Genomic DNA, 15,620 nt, shown 5'->3' with positions numbered 1-15,620 from the left:
AATGAAAACCCTTGTCATATTATGCTTAACGCTGCTGGTTTTAAGCGCCTTCATCCAGTTCATTGGTTACCGTCGCCATAAAAAAGAGTTTGACGCTTTCTATCAACGTTACGCCGGCAGCGGACATTTTATTCCGCCCTACGTCGCCTTTGCCGATAGCCTCGGCATGCTTGGAACCTCATTGAAAGCACAGTGGTTTCTTTGGATTCTGAAAAGGAAAAAAATAAAAATAAAGGATCAAGTTTGGCTCGATGCGAAAACCTACGATTTCGTGCAAAAAACTGCCTCTCCTGAGCTACAGAAGTGGCTGGTGATGGATTTTATACTTTTGCTCGTAGAGGCCGTTATTATCGCCGTGGGTTGTATTTTTATTTACCTCATCAAGCATCAAGGTTGAGCAGACGCGTTGCTCCCCTCCACCGCCTGCACCGCCGCCTTCTGCGTAGCGCGCTGATATAAGCACAGCTCCCTGCCCGGCTTGTTTTTCATAAACGGCTGCGGGTAGCGCCCGCCGATAAACAGCGCCGAATAGCCGACGTCATCACCGTAGTGAACGATCGCCCCTTCCACCCTGGCGTTTTTTAGCCCGCTGGCTTTCAGGCAGGCGGCGCGCATCGCCCTTTCGCTCTCGGCCCACGCCTGTGGGGAAGACGCGGTGGCGTTGAACGCGGCCAGCGCGGCGATAAGCAGCCCTATTCTCTTCATCGTTATCTCTCCTTCAACGGCCCGTCTCGCCAGTATAGACCGTGCCGGCGCGGCCAACCCGCCAACGCCGCCGTACTCTTTACGGCATTTTTATTCCGCGCCCCGTTAACGTTACGGCGTTTTTACAGACAGTTTTTGCCGCCGCAGATACCCTTTTCACATCGCCGCTATGGCCTCACAAGAGAGTTGTCCCATGCGTTTATCCCTGCCTCTGGCCGTGACCGGCCGTCGTTCTGGAGCGCGCCATGCATTCTAATATCATCGGCTTCAATCCGCTGCTGGCGGAGCTGCCCGCTTCGCCAACGCGCGCCTTCCACAAAGAGCTGGAACACTACCTGCAGCGCTATCCGCAGACCGAGCAGCTGGATATTTATCTGCACGATCTGAACGGCCAGCTGCGCGGCAAGCGGCTGCCGATCGCCGAAGCCTTTGGGCTGGAGAAAGGCTGTTACTTCCCGCTGTCGATCTACGCCCTGGATCTGCACGGCCGGGTGATTGAAGAAAGCGGGCTGGGGCAGCGGGCGGGCGAGCCGGACCGTTTGTGCCTGCCGGTGCCCGGCACGCTGCGCCCCTGCGCGCGCGATCCCGAACGCCACGCCCAACTGCTGCTGACGATGCAAAATGCCGACGGCGGCGCCTGCGAGCTGGAGCCGCGCGTGGTGCTGCAACGGGTGCTGAAGCGCCTGCACGAGCGCAACTGCTTCCCGGTGGTGGCGGCCGAACTGGAGTTCTACCTGCAGGATCCGCAGCACCCCGCCGAGGCGGAAACCTGCCCAACGCAGAGCTTCGCGGTGGATGCGCCCGAGCGCCACCATGCGCTGCTGAGCGACATCGAACGGCACGCCCGCCTGCAAAACCTGCCGTTGACCGGCGTGGTGGCCGAAGCCGCCTCCGGCCAGTACGAGCTGAATCTGCATCACAGCCGGCGCGTGCTGGAAGCCTGCGACCAGATCATGGCGCTGAAACGCCTGACGCGGCAGATTGCCGAGCAACATCACCAGCACGCCTGCTTTATGGCCAAGCCCTGCGCCCACGCAGCCGGCAGCGGGCTGCATTTCCACATCAGTTTGCAGGACGAGCACGGCGAGAACCTGCTGACCGGCGCGCCGGGCGAACTGAGCGACAATATGCAGCTGGCGATGGCGGGCATGCTGGCGCTGATGCCGGCCTCGATGGCGATCCTGGCGCCCAACATCAACGCGTTCCGCCGCTTCCGCCCCGGCATGCACGTGCCGCTGCGCGCCTCCTGGGGCCACAACAACCGCACGGTGGCGCTGCGCCTACCCTGCGCCGACAGCGCCAACCAGCGCATCGAATACCGCCTGGCCGGCGCCGACGCCAACCCCTATCTGGCGCTGGCGGTGATGCTCGGCGGCCTGCTGCACGGGCTGGAAAACCCGCTGCCGCTGCCGCCCGCAGCCAACGGCTGCGAGAGCGACAACGCCGCGCCCTTGCCGCTCGGCCAGCAGGAGGCGCTGGCTCTGTTCCGCCACAGCGATCCGCTGCGTGAGCTGCTCGGCCCGGCGTTCTGCACCCTGTGGCACACCTGCAAAAGCGCCGAACTGCGCCGCTTCGAGGAACAGGTCACCGCCGCCGAACTCGGCTGGATGCTGTAACCACCCGGTTCATTAACCTAAGGATAATCATGAATATGCAATCGCAACGGGCGCCCGTACAGCCGCTGCTCTGCTGGCGCAAAGGCGTTTTTCATATCAGCACCGATCGGCAGCTGTTGGATATCGAGGCGATCCAGCGTTTCCTCAGCCTGCCGGATCGGGCGGCGGCCGAGCGTCTGGTGCACCACGGCCTGTGCTTCGGGCTGTACCGCAAGCGCCACCTGCTCGGCTTCGCCCGCATGGTGACCGATTACGCCACCTTCGCGTCGGTGAGCGAACTGTTCGTCAGCGCCGAATACCGCGGCGTCGGGCTGGGAAGCTGGCTGACGCGCTGCTGTCTGGCGCATCCGGCCTTGCGCGGCCTGCGCGTCACGCTGCCCGCGCTGCAGGCGCCCTGGCGCGCCGATGGTTCGGCGCACGCCCTGCGCGCCCTTCACTGATAAGGAGGCCTCCATGTCTCGTTTGGTGCTGATTTCCAACAAGCAGTGCGACGGTAAGGATCTGGCCTGCGCCGGCCAGACGCTGGCGGCCGACGCCGAACCGGGGCTATGGCTCGGCTGGAACGGCGACGTGCAGAATTTCGCACAGCGCCCGATCAGTTGCCGTCAAGGTACCGGTTACGATCAGGTGACCTTTCCGCTGTCGATCGAGGAGTTTCGCCGCCACTATCAGGGCTATTACCACGACGGCCTGTGGCCGGTGTTTCACAACCAGCCGGAGAAGGCGCACTTCACGCCGGAAAACTACCGCGCCTACCGGCAGCTGAACCTCCGTTTTGCCGATATCGCCTGCGAGCACCTGTGCCCCGGCGACATCGTCTGCATCGACGACTATCAGCTGCTGCCCTGCGCCCAGGCGCTGAAGGAGCAAGGGCTGCTGAACGCCTGCGCGTTCTTCTTCCACCTGCCGTTCCCGTCGGCGGCGCTGCTGCGGCGCATCCCGGAACATCGCCAGCTGATCGCTTCGCTGCTGTTCTACGATCTGATCGGCTTTACCACCACCGACGATCGCAACGCCTTTCTCAGCTGCCTGGCGGCCGAATTCCCGCTGGAGATGCTGCCCGACGATCAGATCCAGGCCAACGGGCATCTGTTCGCCACCGGCATTTTCCCCGCCGGCATCAACGGCAGGCAGGTTTATTGATTTACGGCGGCGCGCCCTTCAGGCGCGCCGTTTTATTTCGCCGCGATTTATTTTTACCGCCTTTATTGCCATCACCATGCGTTATTTCATTTTCCGGATATAGCGATTAAAAAATGAATATTCATCCTGTTACATATCAACCGTAAAAACCCTATTTCGCCAATTGCTTTTTATTAGTAAAACACATTACCCTCTCCCTGCCATATTTAAACCGAGGAGGGCCCCATGGGCGATGAAAGTTTTAGTTTTACGCTAATGCTATTGGGCGTCTTTCAGTAATGCCATCCAGGTTGCATTCTGAAAGACACGGAATGCGGCAACCGCTCCCCTTCTGACGGCCTTTCCCGCTTTGCCTGCCCACCCATCGCCCCGCTGCGAAAACAACGTCTGTCTCAACCGCTACGGCGGTATTTATCTGGTGTCGCCGGGCATATTCCCCGAGCGGCGACGGATTTCTTATGGGAAAAATAAGGTATTGCGTTATGCAAAATAACCGGGGTACATCTATTTTCAGAAAGTCTTATTTAAACGACTTTATCGTTATCGCCATCGGTGTTTTTTTCATTGCCTTTTTTATTCGTGCCTGGGGTGACATGCACGGTGACTTCAATGAACAAAACGTCTCTGCCATCAGTCTTGATGCCTGGAACCTGCTTTATTATTCGCTCAGAACCAGCATGCGCTTTCTCCTCGGCATGGCCTGGTCGCTGCTGTTTTCTGTGGTATTCGCCGTGCTGGCCGCGCGCTATACACCGCTGCGCCGGGTGATCCTGCCCTTCGTCAACTTTATGGAGTCGGTGCCGCTGGTGGGGTTCCTGACCTTCACGACCGTGTATTTTCTCAACCTCTACCCGCACAGCGTGATGGGGCTGGAGTGCACCGCCATCTTCGCGGTGTTTACCGGCCAAGCCTGGAACATGATGCTGACGCTGTATCAGACGCTGCGCATCGTGCCCAAGGAGCTGGATGAAGCCGCACGCAGCTTCAATTACAACCCGTGGCAACGCTTCTGGCGGCTGGAGTTCATCTATTCGGTGCCGGGCCTGCTGTGGAACGCCATGGTGTCGCAATCCGCCGCCTGGTTCGCCCTGGTGGCCTCCGAGGCCATTCCGGTCGGCGATCGCTCGGTCGAACTGCCTGGAGTCGGCTCTTACATCGCCGAAGCGCTGGCGCAGCAGAACGTGCCGGCGATCCTGTATGCGATCGTCGCGCTGGCCGCCAACATCGTGCTGCTCGATCAGCTGGTTTTCCGCCCGCTGGTACGCTACACCGCCCGCTTCAAATATGAGGACGTCACCGCCAGCCGGCCGCTCGGCAATCCGTGGTTTTACAACAGCCTGGCCTTCTCGCACGTCGGCGCGGCGCTCGGCCGCGCGCTGCGCGCGCTGGCTGATCTGTGGCTGTTCAAGCTGCCGCGGCTGTGGTACGCCCTCGGCCTGCACCGCCTGTTCAGGCTCGCCGCCAAGGGGAACTGGCTGTGGCGCAGCCTGTGGTATCTCGGCGTGGTGCTGGCCTGCGTCTGGTTCGGTTACCGGCTGTGGGAATACTTCCCCAAACAGTACTTCGCGATGCTGCCGGAATGGATGCTGCTCACCACCGCGCGCGTGGCCGCGGCCATGCTGCTCAGCGTGGCGATCTTCACGCCTCTGGGGGTATGGATCGGCATGAATCCGCGGCTGGTGAAGATCTTCCAGCCGATCATCCAGATCCTGGCGGCCATTCCGCCCAACATTTTCTACCCGCTGATCGCCGCCTTCATCGCCATTTATCATCAGGATCTCGGCTGGTGGGCCATCCCGATGATCATGCTGGGCACCCAGTGGTACGTGTTGTTTAACGTGATCGCCGGCGTTTCCGCCATTCCAACGCAGATCACCGAAGTCAGCGAAACCTTCGGCATGCGCCGCTTCCGCTGGTGGCGCTACTACATGCTGCCGGCAATTTTCCCCTACATCGTGACGGGCATCATCTCCGCCGCCGGCGGCGCCTGGAACAGCGCCATCGCCGCCGAGGTGATCCAGTGGGGCAGCACCACCCTCAGCGCCACCGGGCTGGGCGCGTTCATTTCCGTGGTCACCGACGCCGGCAAGAACCCGGAGTCCGCGCTGGGCTGCGCCGCCATGTGCGCGCTGGTGGCGCTGTGCATCATCTTCGTCTGGCAACCGCTGTATCGCATCGCGGAAACCAAATTCAAATATGACTGATCAAGGGGGAACCACATGGTGACTCAAGACGTGATTATCAGCGCCCGCCGGCTGAACAAGACGTTTATCGGCGAAAACAAGCGCCCCAAACCCGTGCTGCGCGACGTGACGCTGACCGTGCACGCCGGCGAGTTCGTCACCATTCTGGGGCAATCCGGCTCGGGCAAGTCCACGCTGCTGCGCATGCTGGCCGGGCTGATCCCAGCGGACAGCGGCACGCTCACGCTGGCGGGCAAACCGGTCGACGGCCCGAGCACCAACGTCGGCATGGTGTTTCAGTCCTACGCGCTCTATCCCTGGCTAACGGTGTACGACAACATCGCCTTCGGGCTGCTGGCGCAACGGCTGCCGCCGCAGACGATCGCCGAGCGGCTGGGAGCGCTGCTGCGCCTGGTGGGCCTGACCGGCTATGAGCACGCCTGGCCGCGCGAGCTCTCGGGCGGCATGCGTCAACGGGTGGGCTTCGCCCGGGCGCTGGCGGTAGAGCCCGACCTCTTGCTGCTGGACGAACCCTTCTCCGCCCTCGATATCTTTACCGCGCAAAAACTGCGGGGCGACCTGCTGGCGCTGTGGGGAGACAACCGGCTGCGCACGCGCGCCATGGTGATGGTGACGCACGACGTCGAAGAAGCGGTGCTGATGTCCGATCGGGTGCTGATCCTGGACGCAACCAGCAAACGGATCGACGACGAATTCAGCGTCAACCTCCCGCGTGCGGCGCGCAACCGGGAAAGCCTGCGGCACCTCACCGATCGGATCCGCAGCTGTCTGTACAAAAAAATCGCGCAAGCGCAATCGGCCGGTTAACGGCCCTGTTTTCATCCACTTGGGGAACTGAAATGAACCATAAAAGCGTGCTGATGACGCTGCTCATCCTGCTGCCGGCCGCCGCCAGCGGCGCGGAAATCGTCAATAAAGACGGCAATAAACTGGATCTGTACGGCCAGCTGAACGGCGTGCATTACTTCAGCAGCGACGCCGACAATAACGGCGACCGCTCCTATACCCGCTTCGGTTTCAAAGGCGAAACGCAGATCGGCGACGCGCTGACGGGGTATGGGCAGTGGGAATATCAGGCAGGGCTCGATCAGCCGGAAAGCGCCGGACCGGGCGACAGCTATACCCGCCTGGGCTTTGCCGGATTGACGTTCGGCCCCTGGGGCAGCCTGGATTACGGCCGCAACTACGGCCTGCTGTATGACGTGGCCGGCTGGACGGACGTGCTGCCTGAATTCGGCAACGACAGCTACGAAGCGGCCGACAACTTTATGACCGGCCGCGCCAACGGCCTGCTGACCTACCACAACCGCAGCCTGGGCGGTCTGGTCGACGGCCTGGATCTCGGCCTGCAATATCAGGGGAAGAATCGGGGGGACGACGCTCAACGGGCGAAGGATATCCAGACGCAAAACGGCGATGGCTACGCCTTTTCCGCCACCTACGACACCGGCGTGGGGCTCAACGTTGGCGCCGCCTACGCCAACTCTGCGCGCACGCTGGCGCAACAGCGCTTCGGCCTGGCTGACGGCGATCGCGCCCGGGCCTGGACGCTGGGGCTGAAATACGACCAGGACAACCTCTACCTGGCGGCAAGCTACGCGCGCACCGAGAACATGACCTACGTCGACGGCGATCGCTACGCCGGCTTCGCCCCTCGCGCGGACGCTATTGAGGCGGTCGCGCAGTATCACTTCGATTCCGGCGTCACGCCCTCGCTGGCCTACCTGCAAACGCGCGGTCGCAACCTGCCCGGCATCGGCGACGCCGATCTGGTCAAATACCTGGATCTGGCGCTGAATTACAGCTTCAACGCCAACATGTCGACCTACGTAGAGTACAAACTCAACCTGCTGCAACGGCAGAACGCCGTCGGCGCCGGCGCCGACGACATCGTCGAAACCGGCATCATGTATCAGTTCTGATCCCCATCCCGGCCGGAGGGCGCTCTCCGGCCGGTTCATGATTTAACTTTCGTCCGCCCCCTTATTCTCTCGTTTAACTCAGGTTTATATTTCCATAAAATGATGCCTATATTCATTCTGGCACTTTCTGTTTACGCCCCGTTTAATGAATAAAGAAAATCTTTCCCGCATTCATATTAAATTACATTTTGCCGCCATAATTCGGCGTAACCACATTGAATAACAGGCTATGGCACGCGTATTATGGCCACACGAAAAATAACGGGAGAATGATATGGACGGCGACAGTTGGTTGTTTATTTTATTGTTGGAATCGCTGAGGTCACAGGAGCAATAGTCATCCCATTGCATCCTGAAAGTGTCAGGATATGAGTCAGTTATAGCATCCCTTCGCTTTACCCTTCAGCCTCTGGCCTGCGCGCATGCCGCACCGGCACGCCCGATGGGCTAACCCCTCCAGCATAAGCGTATTAACAGTCCGATAACGGTCAGGCTTATTTGCACCCGCATTTATTTTACGCCTGCCCGGCGATAAATATCGGCCCTTTTTCCATGCTCATATTTTAATTGGGTGGATACGGATCATGATGGTAAAAAAAACCACGCTGCTGACGGTCAATAACGTCAGCAAAAGCGTTCAACCTACCGGTAAAGAAAAACGTCTGGTGCTGAATGAAATCAATTTGCGCCTTTACGACAACGAGGTCGTCAGCATTTTGGGGCAGTCCGGCTCGGGTAAATCCACCCTGCTGCGCATGCTTTCCGGCCTGATCGCGCCGGATCTGGGCAGCGTGATGCTAGGGGATAAAAAAGTCTCGGGGCCGAATCCGCAGATCAACATGGTGTTCCAGACCTTCGCCATTTTCCCGTGGCTGAACGTCTACCAAAATATCGCCTTCGGGCTGCAGGCGCAGGATCTGCCGCCGCAGGTGGTCGAAACCCAGACGCTGAAAATGCTCGATCTGGTCGGGCTCACGCCCTACCGCGACGCCTACCCGCGCGAGCTTTCCGGCGGCATGCGCCAGCGGGTCGGCTTCGCGCGCGCGCTGGCGGTAGAACCGATGCTGCTGTTGCTGGACGAACCCTTTTCCGCGCTGGACGTCTATACCGGCGAACACCTGCGCAGCGATCTGCTGCGTATCTGGAGCACGCGCCAGATCAAAACCCGCTCCATCGTGCTGGTCACCCACAGCGTAGAGGAGGCGGTGATGATGTCTGACCGCATCCTCCTGCTGGGCGCCGGCACCCTCGACGGCTGCTATCACATCACGCAGCGCCGCGAGGCGCGCACCCGCGAGGGGATGCAGCCGCTGACGGACAAAATCAGCGAGACGCTCAGCCGGCAGATCGCCGCCGCGCACTGAGCGCCGCCCTGGACTGGCGGGACGGAACCCCGCCAACTTAACTACCTGTTTATCAAGAGTTACCCCACCACGGGTGGCTCATGATAAGCGGATAATACATCGAGTTATTATCATGCATTTCATTCATACACTGCTGACGCTGCTGACCGCGTCCGTCCTGGGCGCGGCCATCGGCTACGAAAGACAGTTCCGCCAGCGCACCGCCGGGCTGCGCACCAACACGCTGGTGGCCACCAGCGCGGCGATCTTCGTCCATCTGGCCATGACCATCGACGGCAGCGGCGGCGCGGTGCGCGTCATTTCCTACGTGGTCTCCGGCGTCGGCTTTCTCGGCGCCGGGGCCATCATGAAGGAAGGGATGAACATCCGCGGCCTGAACACCGCCGCCACGCTCTGGGGTTCCGCGGCGGTTGGCGCCTGCGCCGGCTGCGGCCTGTACGGCGATGCGCTGGCCGCCACGCTGTTCGTGCTCGCCGCCAACACCCTGTTGCGCCCGCTGGTCAATATGGTCAACAAACAGCCCTTCAATGACGTTAACGGTGAGTCTACCTATCAGATTTGCGTCATTGCCTTCGAGCATGAGCAGCGTGAGGCGCTGGCCAAATTCAAACAGGTGCTGCAAGGGGAAAACTGCTTTATCTCGCATCTGGATATCGAACCCTTTGGCGACGACGACGTGGAGATCACCGCCACGCTGATGCCGGCCTCCGTCACCACGCCGGTACTCGACCAGACCATCAATAAATTGCTGAACGACAGCATGATGAAACAGGCCTATTACAGCCGCATCGCCGGCTCCGGCTGATGCCGTTCACTTCCAGGGAGATCAATCATGAAAACCATGCCAAAGCTGGCGCATCTGACGATGTTCAAAGACATTGTCCACTGTGGAAGCTTGCACGAGGCCGCGAAAAAGCTGGCCATCTCGCAGCCGACGCTCAGCCGGGTGCTGAAAGAGCTGGAAATGACCATCGGCGCGCGGCTGCTGGAGCGCAGCAACCGCGGCGTGCGCCTGACGGCGGTCGGTGAGCTGTTTTACCGGCGGATAGACGCCGCCACCAATCAGTTGCTCAACGCGTTTGACGAACTGCGCGGCCTGAGCGCTGACGGCGAGAAGCGCCTGCGGGTGGGGATGAGCGTCGATCCGCTGCTGTGCTACCTGCCTCAGGTGCTCGAAGGCTTCAACCGCCGCTACCCGCATACCCGGGTGACGGTGGTGGAAGACGGCCCGGAAGGCCTGCTGGCCCGGCTGCGAAACTGCGAGCTGGATTTGGCGGTCAGCAGCCTGAACGGCGCGGCGGGCGGCGCCGATCTGGCCATGCAGGCGCTGAAGAGCGAGCGCTTCTCGCTCTATCAGGGAGGCGATCTTACCGCAGCCGGGCAGCCGCCGGCCGAGGCCAAATGGGTGGTGCCGCGCTCCTGCTCGGTGGGGCATGCCGCCATCCGCGAGATCGCCGAACGCTATACGCCGCACGGCCAGATCGTCGAGACCGACTCCTTTCTGGCGACCTGGTGCCTGGTCAGGCAGCAAGGCTATATCGCACTGCTGAGCGATCGGGTGGTCGCACACTACGCCCCGCAGCTGCACCTGCAGAAAATCCCGACGCACGAGATCGACATCAGCGCGCGCTTTTACGTCTTTACCCGCCATGAGCCGGCCACGCCGCCGCTTAGCGCCGCGTTTATCCACCTGCTGCAGGCCATGCAGACGGCCTGAGGAGACAGGCTGCCGCCCGCCGGCGGCCGAATCTCTTCTCCTGGCCGCCAACCGCTCACCCCGTCAATCCAACCGTTCACCCGGCAGATCTGACCGCTGACCGAAATACGCCTGTCTTCCCCCCTTACCCCCGGCGATGATGAGCTGTTCCTAAACCCGCCTTACCTCGGGAAAGACGCTACGGCTCACCGCGCCACTCTGACACCTCTTACAAGCGGATGAGTTCATTCATATTTTGCAGACTGGAATTAAGGATACCTCATGAAACGAGAGGGGATTTTAAAGCACATTCCGTGGATGCTGCTGGGGATACTCGGCGCAGCCTGCCTCGGCGTGGTGGCGCTGCGCCGCGGCGAACACATCAGCGCGCTGTGGATCGTCGTCGCTTCGGTGGCGGTGTATCTGGTGGCCTACCGCTACTACAGCCTGTACATCGCCACCAAGGTGATGAAGCTGGACGCCGGCCGCGCCACCCCGGCGGTGGTCAACAACGACGGCCTGAACTACGTGCCGACCAACAAGAACGTGCTGTTCGGCCACCACTTCGCCGCCATCGCCGGCGCCGGTCCGCTGGTGGGGCCGGTGCTGGCCGCGCAGGTCGGCTACCTGCCCGGCACGCTGTGGCTGCTGGGCGGCGTGGTGCTGGCGGGGGCGGTGCAAGACTTTATGGTGCTGTTCATCTCCTCGCGCCGCAACGGCGCCTCGCTCGGTGAGATCATCAAAAAAGAGATGGGGCCGATACCGGGCACCATCGCGCTGTTCGGCTGCTTCCTGATCATGATCATCATCCTGGCGGTGCTGGCGCTGATCGTGGTGAAAGCGCTGGCGGAAAGCCCGTGGGGCGTGTTCACCGTCTGCTCCACCGTGCCAATCGCGCTGTTTATGGGCATCTACATGCGCTATCTGCGCCCCGGCCGCGTGGGTGAAGTGTCAGTCATCGGCATCGTGCTGCTGGTAGCCGCCATCTGGTTCGGCGGCGTGGTGGCGCACGACCCGTACTGGGGCCCGGCGCTGACCTTTAAAGACACCACCATCACCTTCACGCTGATCGGCTACGCGTTCGTCTCCGCCCTGCTGCCGGTGTGGCTGATCCTGGCGCCGCGCGACTATCTGGCAACCTTCCTGAAAATCGGCGTGATCGTCGGGCTGGCGATCGGCATCGTGATCCTCAACCCTGAGCTGAAAATGCCGGCGGTTACCCAGTTCGTCGACGGCACCGGCCCGGTGTGGAAAGGCACCCTGTTCCCGTTCCTGTTCATCACCATCGCCTGCGGCGCGGTCTCCGGCTTCCATGCGCTGATCGCCTCCGGCACCACGCCGAAGCTGCTGGCCAATGAGACCGACGCGCGCTTTATCGGCTACGGCGCGATGCTGATGGAGTCCTTCGTCGCCATCATGGCGCTGGTGGCGGCGTCCATCATCGAGCCGGGCCTGTACTTCGCCATGAACACCCCGCCGGCGGCGCTGGGCATCACCATGCCGGATCTGCACCGCCTGGGCACCGAAGACGCGCCGATGATCATGGCTTCGCTGAAGGACGTGACCGTGCACGCGGCGGCGGCGGTCAGCTCCTGGGGCTTCGTCATCAGCCCGGAACAGATCCTGCAGACCGCCACCGACATCGGCGAACCTTCAGTGCTGAACCGCGCCGGCGGCGCGCCAACGCTGGCGGTGGGCATCGCCCACGTGTTCCACCAGATCATCCCGGGCGCCAACATGGGCTTCTGGTACCACTTCGGCATTCTGTTCGAGGCGCTGTTCATCCTGACCGCGCTGGACGCCGGCACCCGCTCCGGCCGCTTTATGCTGCAGGATCTGCTGGGCAACTTCGTGCCGTTCCTGAAGAAAACCGACTCGCTGGTGGCCGGCATCGTCGGCACCGCCGGCTGCGTCGGGCTGTGGGGCTACCTGCTGTATCAGGGCGTGGTGGATCCGCTCGGCGGAGTGAAGAGCCTGTGGCCGCTGTTCGGCATCTCCAACCAGATGCTGGCCGCCGTGGCGCTGGTGCTGGGCACCGTGGTGCTGATTAAGATGAAACGCACCCAATACATCTGGGTGACCGTGCTGCCGGCGGTGTGGCTGCTGATCTGCACCACCTACGCGCTGGGGCTGAAGCTGTTCAGCGACAACCCGCAGCTGGAAGGCTTCTTCTTCCTGGCCGGCGAGTACAAACGCAAGATCGCCGAAGGCGGCGCCGAGCTGAGCGCCCAGCAGATCGCCAACATGAACCACATCGTGGTGAACAACTACACCAACGCCGGGCTGAGCATTTTGTTCCTGCTGGTGGTGTACAGCATCATCTTCTACGGGGTGAAAACCGCGATGGCGGCGCACAAAAACCCGAAACGCACCGACCAGGAAACGCCTTACGTACCGGTGCCACAGGCCACGCCCGCCGACGGCGTAACTGAGGGGGAGGTCAAAGTTTCGACCCAGCATTGATGTGATTTAACGGATACCCTGCATAATAACGTTAAGTAGTACCCAAAGCCGCACGGCCTGTGCATCACAAGATGCCAGGCGTGCGGCGCGATGCAATCGAGATACCCGGGGCGACCCGGAGGTGGGGCATCCCTGCGGGAACCCCATCCCCCGGCTTCCCCTAATATCAGGCTTAAGCAAGCGCTGTAGTGATGCAGGGTAAAGTTGGAGAAGGCTTATGTTCGGAAATCTCGGCCAGGCGGGGAAGTACCTCGGGCAGGCAGCGCGCATGTTGGTGGGCGTGCCTGACTACGATACCTACGTCCAGCACATGAAAGACAACCACCCGGACAAGCCGGTGATGACCTATAAAGAATTTTTCCGCGAGCGCCAGCAAGCGCGCTACGGCGGCGACGGCAAAGGCGGCATGCGCTGCTGTTAACCCGCAGTCACAAGGATCCGTATGAAACCCATTGCAGTCACCATCCTGACCGGCTTTTTGGGCGCCGGCAAAACCACCCTACTGCGCCACATCCTGAACGCCGAACACGGCTATAAAATCGCGGTCATCGAGAACGAGTTCGGCGAAGTGCCGATCGACGATGCGCTGATCGGCGATCGCGCCAGCCGCATCACTACCCTGAGCAACGGTTGCATCTGCTGCAGCAAGTCCAACGAACTGGCGGACGCGCTGCTGGATCTGCTGGACGGCGTCGACAGCGGCCAGCTGGCGTTCGATCGGCTGATCATCGAATGCACCGGCATGGCCGATCCCGGCCCGATCACCCAGACCTTTTTCTCGCACGAAATCCTGTGCGAGCGCTTCCTGCTGGACGGCATCATCACCCTGGTGGACGCGGCGCACGCCGAGCAGCAGCTGAGCCAGTTCAGCATCGCCCAGGCGCAGGTGGGCTACGCCGACCGCCTCCTGCTGACCAAAACCGACGTGGCGCCGGACTGCGAGGCGCTGATCCAGCGGCTGCAGCGGATGAACGCCCGCGCGCCGGTGTACAAAGTGACGCACGGCGACATCGATCTGAGCGTGCTGTTCGATATTGAAGGCTTTACGCTGAACGACAAGCTCAACCTGACGCCACCCGCCCCGCTGTTCCGCCGCATCCCGCAGCCGCAGAGCGACATCCGCTCGATCGTGGTAACGCTGGAACGGCCGCTGCCGCTGATGCACATCTCCGACGTGATGGAAGGCCTGCTGCTGGAATACGCCGACAACCTGCTGCGCTACAAAGGCATACTGTCTATCGAAAACGAGCCGCGCCGCCTGCTGTTCCAGGGCGTACAGCGGCTGTATAACGCCGACTGGGATCGGGAGTGGCTGCCAGAGGAAGAACGCAAGAGTACGCTGGTGTTTATCGGCGTGGATCTGCCGGAGGAGGAGATTCGGGGAAGGATTGGGGGGGTGGGGTAAGGGCGAAAAACCGCGCCCACGGGGCGCGCTGACGCATCGCAACGCGCTGCGCTTTAGCGACATCGCCGTATTGGCATGCTAAAATATGACCAACAATGGAGGATGCCCCATGACCCAAAGAGCCATCGTTAGCGTTGCCAGCTATGTTCACCAACTGGCTAAAGACCATGAAATTACACATTCCCGTGACGGCATGAGCCGTATGGCGGTGGCCATTACCGGTCTGGCTGACGACGCTGTCGAATTGGATGAAGTGGAACAATTACTGGTTAACCTTAAACGAAAAGGTATCCTGACCAAATCTGAAATTCTCAGCCTTCAGGGGCGTTATTTCCGCGAACAGAGGGCCGTTCGCAAGAAATTCAAAGCATGATGTTTGATCCTTTCGGCGATTTTGATGCCAACGGCTATTTGCAAAATAGCCTGAAACTTAAAGATCCCGATGAAATAAAAAAGGCAGAACATATTTCATTCGAATTAAGCATCGAAGACGCCCTCCGCTACCTCGCCCAAACGCAGCGCATAGGCTACCCGTCTATTCTGAAAGTTCACGAAATCCTGTTCTCTGGCTTCTATCCTTGGGCGGGAAAGGACAGAAACACGCTGGTCCCCCATCTCGCCGTCTTCAAAGGCTCAAAGGACGAACCGCGCCATACGGTCTTCGAACGTCCTGATTCTATCCGCAGGGCCGTTGATTATGCGCTGCGGCTTGCAGCAGACGAACAACGCTTCAGGGAACGGCCAGGGGAAGTCATGGGATTATTGGCTTTCGCGCATCCCTTTCTGGACGGCAACGGCCGCACGATTTTGTTAGTTTTCATGGAGCTCAGCTTCCGTGCCGGGTTCAGCATTAACTGGGCAGAAACGAATAAGCATGACTACCTTCAGGCTTTGACCGACGAGATAAACGCCCCCGCTCAGAGACATCTCGACCAATATCTGCAACCTTTTGTCATCAACATAGCCAGCCGCGATGATTGGCCAAACATCATCGGTGGAATAAAAGGACTGGATGGTTTAGATAAAGAAAATATCTCCTACGGCAGCATGGACGATCCCGAAGTACAGAAAATTTATATGGCTTACCGTGGCGAACAATAAG

The 15,620-nt window shown here is 60.7% G+C and carries 16 protein-coding genes; 15 read left to right on the top strand and 1 reads right to left on the bottom strand.

The genetic code is table 11. The features are described from left to right. Position 1 precedes the first annotated feature (1 nt). Entirely contained in the window at positions 2–397 is a 396-nt protein-coding gene (locus ACUTSC_RS15005; RefSeq protein ID WP_197767066.1) for a hypothetical protein, read from the top strand. On the opposite strand, the gene ACUTSC_RS15000 is transcribed toward ACUTSC_RS15005, so the two are convergent. Next, on the bottom strand, positions 388–705 hold the full coding sequence (locus ACUTSC_RS15000) for a hypothetical protein (RefSeq protein ID WP_041037744.1): 318 nt from the start codon (positions 703–705) through the stop codon (positions 388–390). The genes ACUTSC_RS15005 and ACUTSC_RS15000 overlap by 10 nt on opposite strands. Before the next feature lie 245 nt (positions 706–950). Between ACUTSC_RS15000 and ACUTSC_RS14995 the strand changes: the two genes are divergently transcribed. The 14 genes from ACUTSC_RS14995 (at position 951) to ACUTSC_RS14930 (ending at position 15,619) form a co-directional block, all read left to right on the top strand. Further along, a complete protein-coding gene (locus ACUTSC_RS14995) occupies positions 951–2,321 on the top strand; it encodes a glutamine synthetase (RefSeq protein ID WP_197767067.1) in 1,371 nt (456 codons plus the stop codon). A gap of 29 nt (positions 2,322–2,350) precedes the next feature. Next, positions 2,351–2,761, top strand: a complete 411-nt coding sequence (locus ACUTSC_RS14990; protein ID WP_060440842.1) for a GNAT family N-acetyltransferase — start codon at positions 2,351–2,353, stop codon at positions 2,759–2,761. A gap of 13 nt (positions 2,762–2,774) precedes the next feature. Beyond that, entirely contained in the window at positions 2,775–3,464 is a 690-nt protein-coding gene (locus tag ACUTSC_RS14985) for a trehalose-6-phosphate synthase (protein WP_197658021.1), read from the top strand. Between the two features lie 593 nt (positions 3,465–4,057). Continuing rightward, on the top strand, positions 4,058–5,668 hold the full coding sequence (locus ACUTSC_RS14980) for an ABC transporter permease (protein WP_443006765.1): 1,611 nt from the start codon (positions 4,058–4,060) through the stop codon (positions 5,666–5,668). A gap of 15 nt (positions 5,669–5,683) precedes the next feature. Further along, positions 5,684–6,475, top strand: coding sequence for an ABC transporter ATP-binding protein (locus ACUTSC_RS14975; protein ID WP_060435450.1), 792 nt, complete (start codon positions 5,684–5,686; stop codon positions 6,473–6,475). 32 nt (positions 6,476–6,507) lie between these two features. Then, complete coding sequence (locus ACUTSC_RS14970; protein ID WP_070915075.1) at positions 6,508–7,590, top strand: porin; 1,083 nt, start codon at positions 6,508–6,510, stop codon at positions 7,588–7,590. Positions 7,591–8,174: 584 nt separating this feature from the next. Further along, positions 8,175–8,954 (top strand): ABC transporter ATP-binding protein, encoded by a 780-nt coding sequence (locus ACUTSC_RS14965; RefSeq protein ID WP_060422087.1) that lies wholly within the window; start codon positions 8,175–8,177, stop codon positions 8,952–8,954. A gap of 112 nt (positions 8,955–9,066) precedes the next feature. Beyond that, positions 9,067–9,759 (top strand): MgtC/SapB family protein, encoded by a 693-nt coding sequence (locus tag ACUTSC_RS14960; protein ID WP_019453282.1) that lies wholly within the window; start codon positions 9,067–9,069, stop codon positions 9,757–9,759. Between the two features lie 27 nt (positions 9,760–9,786). Further along, positions 9,787–10,671: a LysR family transcriptional regulator gene (locus tag ACUTSC_RS14955; protein ID WP_049194504.1), complete on the top strand. Its 885-nt coding sequence runs from the start codon at positions 9,787–9,789 to the stop codon at positions 10,669–10,671. Between the two features lie 261 nt (positions 10,672–10,932). Next, complete coding sequence (locus ACUTSC_RS14950) at positions 10,933–13,113, top strand: carbon starvation CstA family protein (RefSeq protein WP_197767068.1); 2,181 nt, start codon at positions 10,933–10,935, stop codon at positions 13,111–13,113. A 217-nt stretch (positions 13,114–13,330) separates the two neighbouring features. Then, positions 13,331–13,534 carry a YbdD/YjiX family protein gene (locus ACUTSC_RS14945; protein WP_004953088.1) on the top strand — a complete coding sequence of 68 codons (204 nt, stop codon included), beginning with the start codon at positions 13,331–13,333 and terminating at the stop codon, positions 13,532–13,534. A gap of 21 nt (positions 13,535–13,555) precedes the next feature. Continuing rightward, positions 13,556–14,518: a GTPase gene (gene yjiA / locus ACUTSC_RS14940; protein WP_197767069.1), complete on the top strand. Its 963-nt coding sequence runs from the start codon at positions 13,556–13,558 to the stop codon at positions 14,516–14,518. 109 nt (positions 14,519–14,627) lie between these two features. Then, the gene (locus ACUTSC_RS14935) at positions 14,628–14,891 is read left to right on the top strand and encodes a hypothetical protein (protein ID WP_049207761.1); all 264 of its coding nucleotides are present in this window, start codon (positions 14,628–14,630) and stop codon (positions 14,889–14,891) included. Beyond that, entirely contained in the window at positions 14,888–15,619 is a 732-nt protein-coding gene (locus ACUTSC_RS14930) for a Fic family protein (protein ID WP_197767070.1), read from the top strand. The genes ACUTSC_RS14935 and ACUTSC_RS14930 overlap by 4 nt, the downstream gene beginning before the upstream one ends. Position 15,620 lies beyond the last annotated feature (1 nt).

The sequence above is a fragment of the Serratia sp. TSA_105.2 genome (assembly GCF_052692115.1).
Note: the sequence above shows the minus strand (reverse complement) of the source record. Positions and strands in the feature narration are given on the sequence as shown.